Below are 18,122 nucleotides of genomic sequence, written 5' to 3'. Positions count from 1 at the left end.
GTACCTTTTTATTCCTAAACTGGTGCTTCGTTATTCAAAATGACAATACTAATATTATATTTTGCTTATTTCTTTTTCAATTTTAACGATAATATCTTTCGATCGTTGTGTTTCAGCAAGTTCTTTGGCCAATTTGGTATATGCTTCTGCTCTTTCTCTATCTTTCTTCCGTAAAGCAAGATTTGCCAAATGGATCAGTACATATGATTTTTCATTCTTACCCCCTACCGGAAAACGACTGGCCAGCTGAAAATGATATTCAGCCTTATCATAGTCTTCTTCCTTCAAAGCCATATTGCCCTTCATAAATTCGTAATAACCTCTTCGGCTTTTGGCCAAACGTTCTGGTTTAGCCACCTCAGCCAATAAAGCTTTGGTTTTAGCGAATTCGTTATTTTTGAAATGCTTCGATGCCATTAATACCGAACCATGTTTAAAATGGCTCCAAACAACAAAGGCAAATAAAAGCCCTGAAACAGCGGCCAACTGGTATTGATAGTAAAAAACACAAACCAATGCAGCAAGCACAAAAACTGCCATTAAAGCATATCTGCCCTTATTATTGTACATTAATGACTATCGGTGAATTTATAACCTACCCCACGGATAGAGTGGAAATAAACTGGGTTTTTTTGATCTGGCTCGAAATATTTGCGGAACGTCAAAATAAAATTATCAATCGTTCTGGTTGATGGATAAACATCATAATTCCAAACGGTTTCTAAAATCTGCTCTCTTGAAACTGCATCGTTTTTACGTTCGATTAACAGTTTCAACAACATCGTTTCCTTTTTGGTTAACGGTGTGATGGTACCATCATCATGTTTCAATTCGAAAGAGTTAAAATAGATCGTTTTATCGCCGATTTTGTAAGAATTCAATTCTTTTAAATCGTCAGATTTTAAACTGCGTTTAACCAAAATACCAACACGAAGAATTAATTCTTCTAAATTGAATGGTTTAACCAAATAATCATCAGCTCCCTTTTTCAAACCCAATACACGGTCTTCCGAAGTATTTTTAGCTGTTAAAAACATAATTGGAACTTCTGCATTTTCTAAACGGATTGTTTCACAAACCTGAAAACCATCCATTTCAGGCAACATCACATCTAAAATGATGAGGTTGAAGCGTTCTTCTTTAAAAATTTTAAGAGCGGTTTTGCCATCTTTAACGGCGTGAACTTTATAACCCTCAAGTTCGAGGTTTAATTTGATAGCATCTAACAAGTGATCCTCGTCTTCTACCAATAGAATTCTTAATTTTTGTGACATAATTGAGATTAACTAAATGTTACTTCAAAAATACTTCCTTGGGGCAGATTGTCTTTTACTGTAATATCTGCATCATGGTATTGTAAAACCTCTTTCACAATAAACAAGCCTAAACCTGTTCCTTTCGCTTTTCTGACATTCTCGTTACCAACGCGGTAAAACTTATCAAATATCAACATTTTTTCGGCATCTGAAATACCTGGCCCTTTATCGATCACACTTAAATGAATATGACCGTCCACATCGTTTAAATGCACATTAATCTCATCACATGGGCTCGAATACTTCACCGCATTTTCAATTAAATTGGTCACTACTGACGATAAGGCAAATTTGTCACCCATTATCTGCAAATTTGGCTGAATTTGGGCACTGATCAATTGTTCGTTGCCACAAGAATGAACCTGCAAACGGTCTGTAATTTTATACACCAATTCTGAGAAGTTAAATTCTTCTTTCGGAAAGGTATAAGAACGGTTTTCGATCTTGGTAGCCAATAGCATATTTTCAACCAGATCATCCAATCGCTCAATGTCTTTTAACGAATTATTCAGTAACGAAACCTGACGGGCTTTATCCAAATCTCTTTTAACAATAGTTTGGATAGAAAGTTTAATGGCTGCCAAAGGAGATTTTAACTCGTGCGTAATCGACATCAGGAAGTTTTGCTGTTGTTCCCTTAATTTATCCTCGCGTTTTAACGATTGATGCAGAAAATAACCACCAATGCAGAGCAAAAACAAAAATACCGATCCTTCGCCCATAATCATCGTCATACGGCTCGGCTGCAAACGCACCACCAAAGTACCCCACGAAATGAGTTGAATTAACGCGTACAGCAATAATGCGTAAAATATAATTATAGATTTCTTCATTTCCTTCGGGTTGATTACACTGATTGTTTCTTGTCCGTCATTGCGAGAAGGAACGACGAAGCAATCTTAATGTTATAGGGTTTAAAGCCTAGCGATTGTAGTAGGATTGCTTCGTTCCTCGCAATGACGATCTTTAGATAAAGCCTTATTTCTTAAATACCAGATCCAACGCTTCAAAAATAGCACGTTTCGCTTTCTCTAATTCAATCTTCGTATGTGCTGAAGATACGAAACCAACTTCATATCCCGATGGACCTAAATAAATTCCTCTATTTAATAACTCACGGTGCATGATTTTGAATTTCTCCATGCTGCTTGCATCAATATCATCAGCCGATTGGATTTTATCTTTATCCGTAAAAGCAAACCAGAAGATGGATCCAATGGTAAATACCTTGAATTTATAATTCCTTGCTGTTGCAAAACGTTGGATGCTGGCCACAAATTCTTGTGCTTTTGCATTCAGGTCTTTATAAAAGCTTGATTTATTCAGTTCTGTTAATGTAGCGATTCCAGCTGCCATAGCCACTGGGTTTCCAGATAAAGTTCCTGCCTGATAAACACCGCCATCAGGAGAAATGTGTGCCATAATTTCCGCACGTGCACCATACATACCCACCGGCAAGCCTCCACCGATAATTTTGCCATAGGTAACAATATCGGGTGTAACGCCATAATGTGCAGCGGCACCTTCAAAACCCACCCTGAAACCAGTGATTACTTCATCAAAAATTAAAAGTGAACCGTTATCTGTGCAGATTTTACGTAAGAAATGAATGTACTCTTCATCCTGAATAATCAAACCGTTATTTGCGGGGATTCCCTCAATAATTACCGCAGCAATCTGATCTTTAAACTGGGCAAAAGCCTGCTCAATAGCTGTTTTATCATTTAAAGGAATTACGATAGTTTCTTCGGCAAAAGATTTTGGTACACCAGCTGAAGAAGTTTCGCCAAAAGTTACCAGGCCCGAACCTGCTTTAACCAAAAGCGAATCGCTGTGACCATGGTAACAACCTTCAAATTTTAAAATTTTATCGCGACCAGTAAAACCTCTCGCCAAACGTATTGCCGACATTACCGCTTCGGTACCAGAACTGGTGAAACGGATTTTCTCTACAAAACGGTTGTTTTTGATGATCAGCTCTGCCAATTCATTTTCTAAAGCTGTTGGTGCGCCAAAGCTCATTCCATTCTGCATTACCTCAGTAACTTTTTCACGGATTTTAGGATTGTTATGTCCCAAAATTAACGGGCCCCAACTTCCACAGAAATCAATAAACTGATTACCATCGGCATCCCAGATATAACAGCCATCACCCTTTTCGATAAAAAGTGGTGTACCATAAACAGATTTAAAAGCCCTTACCGGAGAGTTTACCCCACCAGGGAAATAGGTTTTCGATTTCTCGTACAGTTCTGCAGATTTAACCCTCGAAATATCAGGTTTACTTCCTGTATTTACCGGAATATCGGCTTCGTTGCCTGAAAACATTTTTTTTAATGAATCTAACATTTTTGTTAAGGTATAAGGTAAAAGGCTTAAGGTTTAAGGCATAAAGCCAAAACTTATAAAACACTAAATACCTATTTGTTATTTATGAAATGGAAATATCAGATTAGCAAGGAAAACCCTAAGCCTTAAACCCTCAACCTTCCACCTCTATAGCCAATCGTTATTTAAAATATCTTTAATATGGTAAGTGGTAATAATGCTTGCGCCTGCGCGGGCGAAGGCATGCATGGTTTCCATTACTACTTTTTGCTCGTCTATCCATCCCCGTTCGGCAGCCGCTTTTACCATTGAGTATTCGCCTGATACATTGTAAACCGCAATTGGCAAATTGGTATCTTGTTTTAACCGTTGGATAATATCCAGATAAGCTAAACCTGGTTTCACCATTAACACATCAGCACCTTCCTGCTCATCAAGCTGTGCTTCGCGTAAAGCTTCCAGTGGGTTTCTAAAATCCATCTGATAGGCTTTTCTGTCGCCTTTACTTGGTGCACAGTCTGCAGCCTCCCTAAAAGGGCCATAATAGGCAGAAGCAAATTTTGTAGCATGGCTCATAATGGCCGCATTTACAAAACCATTTTCATCTAAAAGATTACGCATGGCTTCAATCCTTCCATCCATCATATCCGACGGCGCAAACATATCTGCACCAGCTTCAGCATGCGTTAAAGCCATTTTTGCAATTACCTCAACCGTTTTATCATTTTGAACGTAATCGTTCTCTAAAATACCGCAATGACCATGAGTGGTATAAGAACAAACGCAAACATCAGTAATTACATATAAATCATCACCGAATTGCTTTTTTAATTCACGAACTGCAGTTGGCACCAGGGAATGATCGTGGTAGGCAGATTTCGCATCTTCCGATTTCTCGTCGCCAACCCCAAAAAGCATAATTTTATTAAGCCCTTTTTTCATTCCAGCCTCAACATCTTTTACCAGGGTATCAACCGAATAATGGTTTACACCTGGCATGGCATCAATAGCATGGGTAACATTACTGCCTGGCACTATAAAATAAGGGTACACAAACATATTTTTCGATAACCGGGTTTCGGCCACCATCTCTCTCACCAATGGGTTTTTCCTTAATCTACGCGGACGGTTTAACATTTTCTTTTAAGTATTTAGTATCAAGCCTATAGTATCAGGTATCAAGATTAAAGTATCGAGTATCAAGATTTTAGTAACGGGTATCAAGACTATAGTATCGGGTATCAAGACTTGAGTATATTTCTATTTTTTCCTTCGGATTGATTACACAGATTGGATGATTACACAGATTTTGGATTTAGTATCGAGATTGTAGTATTAGGTATCAAGATATAAGTATCAAGATAAAAGTATTTTCAACCTTCGACCCTAAACCTTCGACCTTCCTATCCTTTACCTCATCTCTATCCCAAACACTGCTTCGGCCAATCCAATTTCATCAGGCGAATAAGGCAAAGCATATTTCACTCCCATTTCATCAAATTTCTTTCCGGTAGAGTTTCCAATCGCAATTACCTGTTGCCCCGGCGCCAATAAATTATCGGCGAAATAAGCGTCAACATTAGATGGACTGGTGAAAATCAGCACATCGGCATAACTCTGGTCGATATCCTCTTCTATTACCGTTTCATAAATCGGCAGATCAATAATTTTAGCGTCTGCTGGTAACGATTTTTGAATAGATTGTAACGAATCCTGCGCTCTTGGAAATAATACTTGCTGACCACCAACCAATTGCGCAAAATCTTCTGCTACTTCGGTAATATCACCACTTGTACCAACAAAATCGGCAATATGACCAAATTTACGTAGCGCATCTTCCGATCCTCTTCCCACTACACCAAACTTTGTTTTCTTTGGCAATTGCGGTTTTAAATTGAAAAAATATTCAACGCTGTTCCGGCTGCTGAAGAAAATCCAATCCAGATGCCTTAAGATAAACTGATCTAAAACAGTTACTATTGGGAACGTACGGATTAACGAGCGTCCTTCTATTTCGATATTATTATTTTCCAGTGCTCTGCGGAAATAACTGTGTTCGCCAATTTCGCGTGAGATAAAAACCTTTGCCGGTTTCTTTCTTTCTACATTAAATTTGGCCACAATTCTTTCTGCTAACCCTTCTGTCGTATCGGCACGTAAAAACAAACGTTCGGGAAAGTGATCGGCGGTTTCAGCTTTCGACGTCCAGATTTCGAATTTTCCATTTTCCTTTTGGCAATAACAACCCAAAGGCATGTGGCAACCACCTTCGAAAAGGTTTAACACCTTACGTTCCACATTTACCGTTTCGGCAGTTTCCGGATCGTGCAGTTTCTGTAGTGCCTCAAAAAGCTCAGTATCGTTTTCCCTGATCTGAATAGCCAAAGCGCCCTGTGCGGGTGCCGGGATAAACTCAGTAGTTTCGAGTTCTTCTACATGCAAATCGCTCACATCAAGATTTAAACGTTTCACTCCTGCCTTAGCAATCAGAATGGCATCGTAATCTTCATCACGAAGCTTTTGGATACGCGTTGGCACATTTCCACGTAGATCTTCAATTTCAAGATCAGGCCGTAAGCCCAATAACTGTGCTTTACGGCGATTAGACGAAGTACCCACCATTGCACCTTTTTTTAACGAAAGTTTTTGCGAAACATCTACACAATCTTTTAAAATTAACAGATATTCGCTCGCTTCTTCACGTGGTGGCAAAGCGGCAATGATCAATCCATCAGGATGTGTGGTAGGCAGATCTTTAAGGCAATGTACGGCCAGATCAATTGTTCCGCCCAAAAGCTCTTCTTCCAGTTCTTTGGTAAAAAAGCCTTTGCCTTCCAGTTTATCCAATCTTAAATTCAGGATTTTATCGCCCTGCGTTTTAATGATTTTTATTTCTGCTTCAATTCCAATGGCTGCCAATTCATCTTTTATATGATTTGCTTGCCATAATGCCAGGTCGCTACCGCGTGTTCCGATGGTTAATTTCTTCACTATAAAGGTTAAATGAGTTGCAAATTTAATTTAATTAGTGGTTTATACCATGAATTGTTTAAAAATGAGACAGTGAGGTTACAGAAGGCATAATTTAAAGGATTTCTGTGACATTACATAAGTGACTTGTCATTCTTAGCCTAAGAAGAATCTCTAAGCTACAACCTCATAAATAAAATCCGAATCTTATGTTAGATGGCGGTTGAACAATATAAGGAATGTAAGTCTATTTAAGTTGATTGCATGCGTGATGTTGACACGAGTTCGGCATGACGACAAGAGAATTGCTTTCAGGATTTATCTAAAAGAAAAAAGATTCTTCACTGTGTTCAGAATGACAGGAAAAAAGGAAATTAACTCGAGCTCTTTGCGGTTAAGCTGATTACGGTTGATTAACCAGAATTTCTTTGGCCATAATCATCGGAACGCTGATGCATTTTTTCTCCATGTAGTTCATTACACGTTCTAAAACCTCACGCGATGCTTCGTCCATCTGACTGATTTCATCAGCAAATACACCATTTAAGGCTGTATTTTTGATTTCTTTGATTTTACGCGGCACATCCTGCATGGCCAGTTCGATACGGCGTTGTTTCAACACATAAAAAAACTCAGCAATGTTATTGCTAATAATTTCTTCTGCATGCACCAGTTCGTTGTAACGTTCCTGGATATTTTTACGTGCCACCTCTTTAAGCGATTCTACCTCAATATAATGAACAAGATTATTGTGGATTACCGCAGGGGTAACATCGTTCGGAATGGCCAAATCTACAATTACCTTTTTGCCTGTTTCGCCATTCAATAGCTTGGCGTACAATTCTTCGCTAATAATTGCTTCGGTAGAACCTGTGCAGGTAATGATGACATCAAATCCTTCATTAAAATCTTCAAGCGCTTCTAAATTGTAGGCTTTTCCGTTTAACTCTTCCGCCAAAGTTTCGGCTTTCGAAAGTGTACGGTTGAAAATGGAGAAATTTGAGTATTTATGTTTGTTAAGATATTTTGCAATATTCTGGTTGGTTTCGCCTGCACCGATAATCAGGATACGTGAGTTGCCACACATATTCAGCTCTTTTAATTTGCGGTAAGCCAACGAGACAACAGAAACAGGGTTTTTCGAAATATTGGTATGGGTATAAACTTCTTTCGCCGTTTTCACTACCCTATCCATGATCATGCGCATGTAATCACCGGTAAATCCGGCATCGCGACAGTTTTCGTAAGCTTTACGGATCTGGGCAAGAATTTCCTTTTCGCCAACTACCAAACTCTCTAAAGAACACGATGTTCTGAGCAAATGGTTAAAAGCCTCTTCATTTTCGTAAACAGAAACGTTATCCAGAAAACGTTCCATAAACTCAGGAGGCAGGCCCATATCTAAAACGGTAAGAAACCGCGTTACAAATTCCTTGTCGGTTTTCTCTTTGGTAAGGAAAACAAACTCAACACGGTTACAAGTTCCAATATAGAAAATTTCGCTAACGGGAAGCTCTGCTTGAACATTCTTCAACCTGCTATCTAAACTCTGATCACAAATAACTAATTTCCCTAAAGATTTCAGGTCGATGTGGTGATGCGTAAAAGCTATTACTTTTAAATATTCCAAGTGATTCCGTTATTAACTATTATCGGGATACAAAAGTAACAGGGTGAAGGCATGTGACTGTCATTAACCTGTAATTTACATCAATTTAGAACGGTTTTAAATAGAGGCGCCTGGCGATTAATTTACTATATTGATTTCATGAATAAAGCAATTCGCACGTTTTTTCTCTGGGCATATGCCATTTTCTATGTTCTAGCCGGATGTAACCATTTTTTATCCACTGCAGTATATTACGTAATCATGCCAAAATGGTTGCCTGTACCTGGCTTTTTAATTTACTTTTCAGGGATAATAGAAATCGTTTTAGGGCTTTTACTACTGTTTGCAAAGACCAGAAAGTTGGCAGCGCTACTGATTATCCTCATGTTGATTGCATTTTTGCCTGCCCATATCTACATGATTCAAATGGCGCCGTTCATTTTGGGTAAAATATTGGTAACGCCATTTATAGCGTGGGCAAGGTTGCCTTTTCAGTTATTGTTTATCGGCTGGGCATGGTATTATTACAAAAAAACAGTCTAACGATTTCTTTAATTTGAAAAGCAAAGCCAGCATTTTACTTTTAGGTTAGTCCCCGCTATTCGTTGCAATCTTTTTAAACTTCTGTCATTCTGAGGAACGAAGAATCTTTTTCATTGGTTGCAGATGCTTCGTTCCTCAGCACGACAGCATATTGAGGGTAATTGCACCAAAAAGTATTTTCACTTCTATCGGGTTTAGGTAACATCTGTCTCTGGTTCTATTAAAGGTTTCCCTGCATTAAGCGCTATAAATATATCATCAAGTTATTGCATAAAACACACAACAAAATTAGATTTCGTAGGTTTATATTTTAGATCAAATCCTTTAAATTATGATTATACAAAGCAATTTTAGCCTTAGCGGTGCTGACGGAAAATTAATTATCGGCGATATCACTTTTGATGAGAAGAACCCAAATACGCCCATTATTCTTTTTGTACATGGCTTTAAAGGTTTTAAAGATTGGGGCGCCCATAATTTAGTGGCCAGGTATTTTGCCAGCAATGGTTTCCGTTATATCAAGTTCAATTTATCACATAGTGGTGTACCGGTTAATGACCCTAAAGATGTAACCGATATGGATGCCTTTGCCAGCAATACGGTATCAAAAGAGCTTTTTGATGTAAATGCAGTGCTCAATTTTATTGAAAAAGCCTATGGTGCAACAACTAAAGTAAACCTTATCGGCCATAGCCGCGGCGGTGGCTTGTGTATTATTGAAGCCGCAAACGATGTAAGGATTAACAAACTGATTACTTGGAGCGCCATTGCCGATTTTAATAGTCTCTGGAAAAAAGAACAGGAAGCAGAATGGAAAAAGAATGGCAAAATCTTCGTCACCAATGCCCGCACCAAAGAACAGATGCCTTTAAACGTAACTTTATTAGCAGATTTAGAGGAAAATGCAGCTGCATTAAACATTATAGCTGCAGCCAAACGCATAAACATCCCCTGGCTGATTATTCACGGTGATGATGATGTAAATGTTCCCTTTGAAACTGCGCAGACTTTAGCAGAAGTCAATCCGGCAAGCAGATTGGTTAAAATTGAAGGTGCCAATCATGTTTACGGGGCAACACAACCTTATACCAGCGAAACTTTGCCACCGCTTTTATTTAAAGTTTGTGAAAAGGTTTTGATATTTTTGGGTGAAGAATAATTTAAACGTTATGACTGCTTTAACTTCAGAACAAATTAAAGAAATAGCAGACACGATCGATTGCGGTTTCGTGTGCCACTGGAATATAAAGAATAATAAACTGATTTTTCTACCAAGCGATCAGCTGATGGATTATAACGATACAGATGCATGGGATGAAGACATTAAAGAAGTAGAGGAAAACTTTGGCGATTATAAGCAAATAGAAAAACCGGATTCAAGGGAATCATTTAGGTTTATGGAAGATTTTACAGATGAGCTTCCCGATAATACGCGGATAAAAGTTACACTACTCGAGGCGCTTAATAAAAGAAAACCTTTCAGGGAATTTAAATATGAAATAGATAATTCAGGAGAATATAGACAATTATGGTTTGATTTTAAAAATCAAAAAATGATTGAGTATGTAAAGGACAGTATCGATTATATTATTAAATACGAAACTAATTAATACCTTGTCCTGCTAATCATCCCCTCTTCTCACAAAATTACGCATATCGCTGCCGCTCGGGCTTTGGAAAATCTCAAGGTCGAAATACGGTACCGCAGCCAATAAATGATCGAAAATATCGGCGGCTACTTCTTCGAAACGTTTTAATCCCTTTTCTTTCGAGAATACGTAGATCTCGATTGGAAGTCCGTTTTCAGTAGCCTGTAACTGGCGCACCATAAAGGTTAAATCGGTGTTGATATGTGGATTGCTCTCCAGGTATTTCTCTGCATACACCCTAAAAGTTCCAATATTGGTCATATGCCGCCCATTAACCAGATTGTTCGGATTTACCGTATTTTCAGCATTATACCGCTCAATAAAAGTTTGCGTTTCTTTGAGGTAATCTTTTAGAAAATCGATGCTCTGCAACCTTCCGATCAATTCTTCATCGCAGAATTTGATGCTCGAAATTTTAATATTAATATGCCTTTTAATCCGCCTACCTTCACTTTCTTCCATGGCACGCCAGTTTTTGAACGATTCGCTCACAATGGCATAACTGGGTACAATGGTTACTGTTTTATCCCAGTTGCGGACTTTAATGGTGGTTAAATTAATCTCCGTAACCTCGCCATCGGCACCATATTTCTCTACGGTAATCCAATCGCCTACCCTCACCAAATCGATGGCACTCATTTGTACCGAAGCCACAAAACCTAAAATCGGATCTCTGAAAATCAGAATAAAAACAGCAGTAACTGCGCCGAAACCTCCAAAAACATATAATGGCGATTCGCCAAGAATAATCGACAGAATCAGTACAAAACCAACAATATAGAATACAATTTTGGCAACCTGCTTATAACTCCTAATGGGTTTATCGGCATATTTCTTTGATGATTCCATAATGGAAACCAAAGCATTCAGAAATGCATTGATGGCAAACATCACCGCTAAAACCATGTAGATTTTAGCAAAAATCAAGGCGTAAAAGAGCCAGTTTTTAAAATCTATAAAAAGATAAGGAACTACATTATAAATGATGTAAGCACCAAAAATCAAAGCAAATGCCCTGAAAACACGAAATTCGAATAAGGCCTTTTGCCAGTCGGATTTCGTTTTGGCGCTTTTGACCACACCAATAAAAACCTGCCGGGTTACGAATATGGTGATGAACAGAAACAGCACAACGCCAACCAGTCCGATAAAGAAATAGGAATAGATCAGTTCGCCACCAACCAGGCCTTTGCCTGCCAGCCAGTTTCGAAGTTCGTTAAACAGGTTTTGAAACTCGGGGATGTTCATTAAGGCAATTTAGGATTTATTGATTAGAAATTTAAATGATGCTAGATAAAGCAAAATGGTTTGTGAGACACAAACCATTAGGATAACTCCTCGGTCTGTGTCCTCACAGACCGAAAATAAAATGACACATCATACTGGTCTGTGACGAGACAGAGCTGGGTACCTTTAGATCATTAAACCTTTTCTACCCAATTGCCATCATCTTTGATAATGTCGATCAGTTCATCCAGCGCGTAAGCTGTAGTTACATTTTTCTTAACCACTTCTTTGCCCCGGTACAAGGTAATTTTATCTGGTCCGGTACCTACATAACCATAATCGGCATCGGCCATCTCACCAGGGCCGTTTACAATACAGCCCATGATGCCGATTTTTATGCCTTTTAAATGGTCGGTACGCGAGCGGATCAGTTGTGTGGTTTCTTGTAAATCGAAAAGTGTTCTACCACAGCTCGGGCACGAAATATATTCTGTTTTACTGATACGCGTACGGGTGGCCTGTAAAATCCCAAAACTGGTAGAATTAATTAAGGATAGATTTTGACCTTCTGAATCAATCCAAATACCATCTCCAAAACCATCTGTAAATAAAGCACCAATATCCGTTGCAGCATACAGCATTAAATGATCGGCATCAGCATCCTGATAGGTTCTTTTAATAATTACTGGAATTTGTATGTTCTGTTCTTGCAAAGCAACAAAAAATGTCCTTTGTTCGGCCATTCCATGCGATGCGGAAGTTTTGAGGATTAAAACAACATTAGGTTGGAAGGTTGGAAGGCTGGAAAGCTGGAAGGTTCCTGCATCAACTTCAACAAAGTTTAATAATTCATCTTTATGAGCTGCCTGATTAAACTCTTCGAGCGAGAATAATGGATGACAATTGTTCTTATCCTGAAGTTTTAACCAGGTTTGGTAATTGTAAACCTGTTTTAAGTTCCCTGGGAAAGAAAAAGATGGCAGATTATCTCCTAAATAAGCCAAATCACAAGCCTGATCGGCTAAATTGTATTTGTCCAGACCGGCACTGTAGTTATAGCCTACCGAACTTAAAAAGTAGGGATCTTTTAAGTTTTCTTTCGAAACATCAATCATCACAACCGGATGATGATGCCCACCGATATGCTGAACTGGAGTTGTAATGCGGCGGTTGTATTCGTAAGGGGAATAAGTTGGGCGTTTGGAGTCGGGAGTTGGGACCTTTGCAGGCGACTCAAAACTCTGAACTCCAAGCTCCGAACTCCTTTTCGAGTAGCGGTCTGCCAGGGCTTTTGCAACCGGGGCTTCAAATTCAGGATCTTCAGTAAGCGAAACACGGATGGTATCGCCCAATCCATCTTCTAATAAAGTTCCAATACCAACGGCCGATTTAATGCGGCCGTCTTCACCGTCTCCTGCTTCGGTAACGCCCAAATGCAAAGGGTAGTTCATCCCCTCTTTCGCCATGGTTTCGACCAATAAACGGTATGCCTGCACCATTACCTGGGTATTACTGGCTTTCATCGAAATCACCAGGTTATAATAGTTCTGGTCTTCGCACATGCGGATAAATTCCATTGCCGACTCTACCATTCCACGAGGGGTATCGCCGTAGTGGCTCATAATCCTGTCGGACAGTGAACCATGATTGGTACCAATGCGCATGGCCGTACCATACTCTTTACAGATTTTGACTAATGGGATAAACTTTTTATAAATCCTGGCCAGCTCTGCGTTATAAGCATCCTGGGTATATTCTATATTTTCAAATTTCTTTTTATCTGCGTAGTTACCTGGGTTAACACGCACCTTTTCTACAATCCTGGCGGCCATTTCGGCAGCATTTGGCGTAAAATGGATATCAGCAATTAATGGAACATGGTAACCGCGAAAACGGAGTTCTTTTTTAATATTGGCCAGATTTTCTGCTTCTTTAATGCTAGGAGCTGTGATACGCACATATTCGCAACCCGATTCTACCATACGGATGGTCTGCTCTACAGTACCTAGGGTATCCATGGTATCGGTAGTGGTCATCGATTGGATCCGGATCGGATTATGCCCGCCCAAAGCGATATCTCCAATATTTACTTCTCGGGTTAAATACCTCGAATAAGTGCTTAAACTGTTGCAATATCCGCCAGCCAGATCATGTTTTGCCAATATATTTTCCATCTGTTTGCAAAGATAAGGATTGTTGGAATGTTTTAATGTTGGAATGTTGTAAAAGATGTCGGATAGCAAAACCTAATACTTATCCCGATGAAAATATTACTGGTTTAAAAAAGTGAGTACTTCTGTATTAAATTCGGAAACCTTTTCTACGGGCACATAGTGTGAAGCGCCCTTAAAAATAAAAAGTTGTGATTTAGGAATATTAGCTGCTATAAACTTGGTGTGCTTCTCTAAAATCATGTCCTTCTCTCCAGCCATTACCAACACCGGGGCTTTAATCTTTTTCAGATCCAGAGCAGTAAGGTGCGGCTCTGTGAGCAACATGGTAAATAATTTAACCTGATACTTTGATTTTTCATCAGATTTTGTTTCCAGGCTTTTAATAGCCTTACTAACTTCTTCAAGCGTGCTGGTTGAAACGGCATCATTTGGATTTGTACATGCCCCGGTAACGGCAAGTTTTTTGATATATTTCGGGTATTTAACAGCCATAATCAAACCTGTATTTCCGCCATCGCTCCAGCCTAAAATATTCGTTTTAACAATATGCAGAGAATCAAGTAAGGTTTTCATATCCTCAGCGTACAGGTCGTATGAAAGTGGCTGAGTACTGGAATCGGTACTTTTCCCCTGTCCACGGGTATCTACAGCAATAACTTTATAACTTTTGGAAAAAGCTTTAATCTGCTTCTTGAAAACGGTGATGGATTGGCTGTTTCCATGTAGCAATAACAGTGGCTCGCCTTTCCCATAGGTTTCGTAATATAATTCGGCATCTTTCACTTTCACCCTGCCCGATGCCGTTGCATTACTGCCATAATTAATGGCTTGTGGGGCATTAGGGTTATAATCTGCTTTAATTTTTGCCTGACTGATATCCACACCATCAATCAATATCTGAATATCGTCTACCCACATTTTACCCGGCCCATATAACAAAGGAAAAAGATAAATTTTCGATGCCTCTTTTTGAAGGGGCAGCTTTAAGGTATATTGTTTCCAATCTTGGGTTCCGTATATTTTTTTAGCTAAAAGGTTTGTAAATTCTATTTTATCATTATCCTCATCATCAATTCTAAATGGAAAGTCAACATGATCTTTAACATTTTCCATTTTTAAGTAGAATTTAACTTCTAGTTTAGATCCCTCATATTTTGCTGGAATAAACATACCGGTCAAGGCATAGTTTGACGCTACATTTTGATCAATATTTTCGATTGCTAGGGAGTATTTCCCACTATGTTTTTCAACGGAATCTACTCCTATCTTGAAGCCACTTTTTGTTATGCCAGTATTCCAACCAACAAAAGAATTGGAAGCAGAGATTATTTTTTCGAAACCTAAATTATATTCATCCTTAACAGGTTTTAACGAATCTGTTGAAGTTTGGCAAAAAGAAGTAAATTGATAGCAAGCAAAAACTGCCGTGAGAAGTGAACGCAACATATGATTAGCTTAATTTTATTAAAACTAACAAATAGTACAATGGCTTATTGTTATTTAACATCTTTTAACCAACCACCAAAATGGAAAACGTTCAGCTTAATTATGCCAGTGCTGAGTCTATTCTGCGTGAGAAATTTCTGAATTTAAATTTGTTTTTTTCTGAAAAGCAATGGCAGTATTGCCTGGCGAATGCAGCTCCGCTTTCGGCTTTAGTCCCCATTAGAAGGAAATCAGGCGCTATCGCCTCAATCAGGCTTATTTTTTAGCGGTGGATGGGTTTGGCATCATTGCACCTGCCCAAATGCACTAAACGGGATGGAAGCGGCATCCTCCGATTTAAGCATTATTGTTTATTATTTTGTGGTATGCTTGCTTGTTTCACAGGTTTAATCAGAGATATAGCGTACAGCCCGACTAACGAAAATAGATGCATTGCCCCTGCTTTTCCGATTAAATTAACCTGTCTTTTATGACCAAAGTATTGGCGGCAATATCGTGCCAGCACTGATTCTTCTTATTGAGAAAACTATACAGGTAACCAAAAAAAACAGGAATTACGGATAAAATTTTAGAAAAATTTCTCACCAGGGAAATGCCAAAAGAAATCCGGCTGCCTTCCAGATCGGTCACTTTAATACTAAGCAATTTTTTACCAATGGTAGCCTGGCTTTTGGATGCCTCTGCAATGCTGCCATAAATCAGTTTAATGATAAATATGGATGGGAATGGAATTAGAAAGGCCATCATCCGCTGATCTTTGCCTTCTATAAAGATAAAACTCGTTAAAATGGCCACGGTATAAAACCCAAAAATGATAAAATGATCAATTACAGTTGCCAATAAACGCTGATCGAAAGCGGCAAAATATTGGGGAGCAGTTTTTTGATAGCTAAAACCCAAAAGCTCACGCAATTCGGGAATTGCATGAGCTTCTTTATAATCGTCCATTCCGGGTTTGCGTATAAAAGTATTCGCACTGATGTTTAAATCTTTCAGTTCGGTTAAACTATACGGTCCCTCTGGTTTACCATTAATTACGACTGTGTATTGATCAGGATTCATTCGATTGGATCAGCATTATGAGATTTTAAGATTGCAGGATTAGGGCTTTATAAAGATTTCAGTTAATGATGTCTTAGCCTTACGCCTTCTACCTTCCAACCTTCCTAATATCTGCTTACCTCAAAGTTACTCAATCCGCCATCTAAATTGATAAAGATTTTTTTGGCAGACGTTTTGTAATTCGAAGTTTCGTAAACACCCTCGCTCAATTTTTCAAACCCATCGAAATCTTTTGCCGATAAACCTGTTTTCGTTTTAATCCTGCAGCCCGAGTTGGTAGGCACTTTGATTTTAACATCAGCTACCCCCGATTTTACAATCACATCGGTTATTGGCAACAAATCTCCGAACTTAATATCTAATGCTGCTGCCCCGCCATCAAATCGGAAGGTACGCACTTTGTAACCGGCAAAATCGAAATTTGCTTCGCCTGCACCAAGTTTCATTAAAATATCCCAGTTAGCGCCTTTATTTAATTTAAAATCAACATCATTGCCGCCGTCGCCAAAATTCCATTTGTTCTTTTTATCGTCCATTTGGAAAGTAAGTACTGTTGCACTATCGGTAAGTACTTTCTTTAATGAAAAATTACCATGTTTTTTCTTTATATCTGCACTAATCAATTCTGAAGTTTCGCCATCAAGGTTAAATGAGATTCCGCCTCCTGAAATATTCAAAACTGTTTTTTTGGCATTATCTGCGGCTACAAACGGTTCCGAAAGACTCGAGTGATAGGATGTTGTGGTATCGTGATCATCATCATTATCTTCATCATTGTCGCCATCATTATGATCGATATTAACATCAATGTCCTTTTTAAAATGGCGCCCCCACCAGTTACCATGTTCTGGCACCTGCTGTCCTTTATAAAAAAGGAATGATAAAGCTACAACCAGCACTCCAATAGAAATCATGCTGCCTGTTTGCGAGTTGTTTTTATTAAACAGGATATTTAAACCTGCAATAATCAAAAATACCGGCCAAAAGCTCCAAACGTTACGCCAATAAAATTCGATTACGCCAAAGTTTTCGAGTAGAAGTACACCGCCAATAAAAAGCAGGATGATACCCCAAATTAATCTATCTAATTTCATTTTATTTATACTTGAGGGTTAGCGGTTGTTGAATTATCGTCTTTGTTAACAGGTGTTGTAGGTTCGTTTTCTACAACGGCTTCCGAAAAATCGGCAGTTTTTTGCTGTTCTGCCTGCTGTTGGTTCTGAAAAGCTGCCCAATCATTCTTTCTTTTTGATTTAGCGATAATACTTACACCTAAGGCGATAAATATTAATGGCCACATATACCTGAATAAATTACGGATACTAAACCAATCGGGTATAAAATCCATTTCGCGCATCAGAAAAAAGCATCCGATTACCAATAAGAGCAATCCGCCAATGGTACGACCAGTATCATTCGATTTATTGAATTTACCAAAATCTGCCTGTGTTTCAAAAGGTGTTTTTGTTGTGCCATCAACAGGTTGTGTCCAATTTGCATTTCCAGGATTAGCCGGGCCAGCAAATGGATCGGCGCTTCCAAATGGCGGTGTGTTTGGTGTTTTGTTGCCGAAGTAATCATTAAATTTTGAGAATCTTGCTGCCGGATCGTTGTTCACCGGAACAATAATCCACATGATTATATAGGCAATCAAGCCACCTCCAGCCATAAATATAGCCGATAATGCAAACAATAATCTAATTATGGTAACCTCCACCTGCATGTAATCTGCAAGTCCCGAAGCTACACCGGCAATCATCTTATCGTGTTCGTTTCTAAAAAGCTTCTTTTCCATAAC

General features: G+C 38.8%; 17 protein-coding genes. 4 read left to right on the top strand and 13 right to left on the bottom strand.

Annotation, left to right across the window (positions count from 1 at the left end):
* Positions 1 to 54 precede the first annotated feature (54 nt).
* From R2S57_RS20130 to hemA, 7 genes are all read right to left on the bottom strand, one after another.
* Positions 55 to 570 (bottom strand): hypothetical protein, encoded by a 516-nt coding sequence (locus tag R2S57_RS20130; protein WP_316846737.1) that lies wholly within the window; start codon positions 568 to 570, stop codon positions 55 to 57.
* Complete coding sequence (locus R2S57_RS20125; protein ID WP_025146905.1) at positions 570 to 1,274, bottom strand: response regulator transcription factor; 705 nt, start codon at positions 1,272 to 1,274, stop codon at positions 570 to 572. Before R2S57_RS20125 ends, R2S57_RS20130 begins: the two co-directional genes overlap by 1 nt.
* A gap of 8 nt (positions 1,275 to 1,282) precedes the next feature.
* A complete protein-coding gene (locus R2S57_RS20120) occupies positions 1,283 to 2,149 on the bottom strand; it encodes a sensor histidine kinase (RefSeq protein WP_316846736.1) in 867 nt (288 codons plus the stop codon).
* Positions 2,150 to 2,294: 145 nt separating this feature from the next.
* Positions 2,295 to 3,665: a glutamate-1-semialdehyde 2,1-aminomutase gene (gene hemL, locus R2S57_RS20115; RefSeq protein ID WP_316846735.1), complete on the bottom strand. Its 1,371-nt coding sequence runs from the start codon at positions 3,663 to 3,665 to the stop codon at positions 2,295 to 2,297.
* A 147-nt stretch (positions 3,666 to 3,812) separates the two neighbouring features.
* Entirely contained in the window at positions 3,813 to 4,781 is a 969-nt protein-coding gene (hemB, locus tag R2S57_RS20110; RefSeq protein ID WP_316846734.1) for a porphobilinogen synthase, read from the bottom strand.
* 273 nt (positions 4,782 to 5,054) lie between these two features.
* Positions 5,055 to 6,635 carry a hydroxymethylbilane synthase gene (gene hemC, locus R2S57_RS20105; RefSeq protein WP_316846733.1) on the bottom strand — a complete coding sequence of 527 codons (1,581 nt, stop codon included), beginning with the start codon at positions 6,633 to 6,635 and terminating at the stop codon, positions 5,055 to 5,057.
* Positions 6,636 to 7,017: 382 nt separating this feature from the next.
* Positions 7,018 to 8,244 (bottom strand): glutamyl-tRNA reductase, encoded by a 1,227-nt coding sequence (gene hemA / locus R2S57_RS20100; RefSeq protein ID WP_316846732.1) that lies wholly within the window; start codon positions 8,242 to 8,244, stop codon positions 7,018 to 7,020.
* A 138-nt stretch (positions 8,245 to 8,382) separates the two neighbouring features.
* Here hemA and R2S57_RS20095 point away from each other — a divergent pair, with 138 nt between their 5' ends.
* The 3 genes from R2S57_RS20095 (at position 8,383) to R2S57_RS20085 (ending at position 10,376) form a co-directional block, all read left to right on the top strand.
* Positions 8,383 to 8,766 (top strand): DoxX family protein, encoded by a 384-nt coding sequence (locus R2S57_RS20095; RefSeq protein ID WP_316846731.1) that lies wholly within the window; start codon positions 8,383 to 8,385, stop codon positions 8,764 to 8,766.
* A 331-nt stretch (positions 8,767 to 9,097) separates the two neighbouring features.
* Entirely contained in the window at positions 9,098 to 9,925 is an 828-nt protein-coding gene (locus R2S57_RS20090; protein ID WP_316846730.1) for an alpha/beta hydrolase, read from the top strand.
* Positions 9,926 to 9,935: 10 nt separating this feature from the next.
* The gene (locus tag R2S57_RS20085; RefSeq protein ID WP_316846729.1) at positions 9,936 to 10,376 is read left to right on the top strand and encodes a UPF0158 family protein; all 441 of its coding nucleotides are present in this window, start codon (positions 9,936 to 9,938) and stop codon (positions 10,374 to 10,376) included.
* Between the two features lie 12 nt (positions 10,377 to 10,388).
* On the opposite strand, the gene R2S57_RS20080 is transcribed toward R2S57_RS20085, so the two are convergent.
* The 3 genes from R2S57_RS20080 to R2S57_RS20070 all read right to left on the bottom strand — a co-directional run bounded on the left by R2S57_RS20080 (position 10,389) and on the right by R2S57_RS20070 (position 15,262).
* A complete protein-coding gene (locus tag R2S57_RS20080) occupies positions 10,389 to 11,663 on the bottom strand; it encodes a mechanosensitive ion channel family protein (protein WP_316846728.1) in 1,275 nt (424 codons plus the stop codon).
* A 173-nt stretch (positions 11,664 to 11,836) separates the two neighbouring features.
* Positions 11,837 to 13,816, bottom strand: a complete 1,980-nt coding sequence (ispG, locus tag R2S57_RS20075) for a (E)-4-hydroxy-3-methylbut-2-enyl-diphosphate synthase (protein ID WP_316846727.1) — start codon at positions 13,814 to 13,816, stop codon at positions 11,837 to 11,839.
* Positions 13,817 to 13,912: 96 nt separating this feature from the next.
* Positions 13,913 to 15,262 carry an alpha/beta hydrolase gene (locus tag R2S57_RS20070; RefSeq protein ID WP_316846726.1) on the bottom strand — a complete coding sequence of 450 codons (1,350 nt, stop codon included), beginning with the start codon at positions 15,260 to 15,262 and terminating at the stop codon, positions 13,913 to 13,915.
* Between the two features lie 80 nt (positions 15,263 to 15,342).
* Between R2S57_RS20070 and R2S57_RS20065 the strand changes: the two genes are divergently transcribed.
* Positions 15,343 to 15,528 carry a hypothetical protein gene (locus tag R2S57_RS20065; RefSeq protein ID WP_316846725.1) on the top strand — a complete coding sequence of 62 codons (186 nt, stop codon included), beginning with the start codon at positions 15,343 to 15,345 and terminating at the stop codon, positions 15,526 to 15,528.
* 184 nt (positions 15,529 to 15,712) lie between these two features.
* On the opposite strand, the gene R2S57_RS20060 is transcribed toward R2S57_RS20065, so the two are convergent.
* The 3 genes from R2S57_RS20060 to R2S57_RS20050 form a co-directional block, all read right to left on the bottom strand.
* On the bottom strand, positions 15,713 to 16,324 hold the full coding sequence (locus R2S57_RS20060) for an RDD family protein (protein WP_316846724.1): 612 nt from the start codon (positions 16,322 to 16,324) through the stop codon (positions 15,713 to 15,715).
* 104 nt (positions 16,325 to 16,428) lie between these two features.
* Complete coding sequence (locus tag R2S57_RS20055; RefSeq protein ID WP_316846723.1) at positions 16,429 to 17,418, bottom strand: LiaF transmembrane domain-containing protein; 990 nt, start codon at positions 17,416 to 17,418, stop codon at positions 16,429 to 16,431.
* A 5-nt stretch (positions 17,419 to 17,423) separates the two neighbouring features.
* Complete coding sequence (locus tag R2S57_RS20050; protein WP_316846722.1) at positions 17,424 to 18,119, bottom strand: PspC domain-containing protein; 696 nt, start codon at positions 18,117 to 18,119, stop codon at positions 17,424 to 17,426.
* Positions 18,120 to 18,122: the final 3 nt, after the last annotated feature.

The sequence above is a fragment of the Pedobacter psychrodurus genome, from assembly GCF_032678585.1.
Taxonomy (GTDB): Bacteria; Bacteroidota; Bacteroidia; order Sphingobacteriales; family Sphingobacteriaceae; genus Pedobacter; species Pedobacter psychrodurus_A.
The sequence above is the reverse complement of the archived record's forward strand: the minus strand, read 5'-3'. Positions and strand labels throughout refer to the sequence as shown.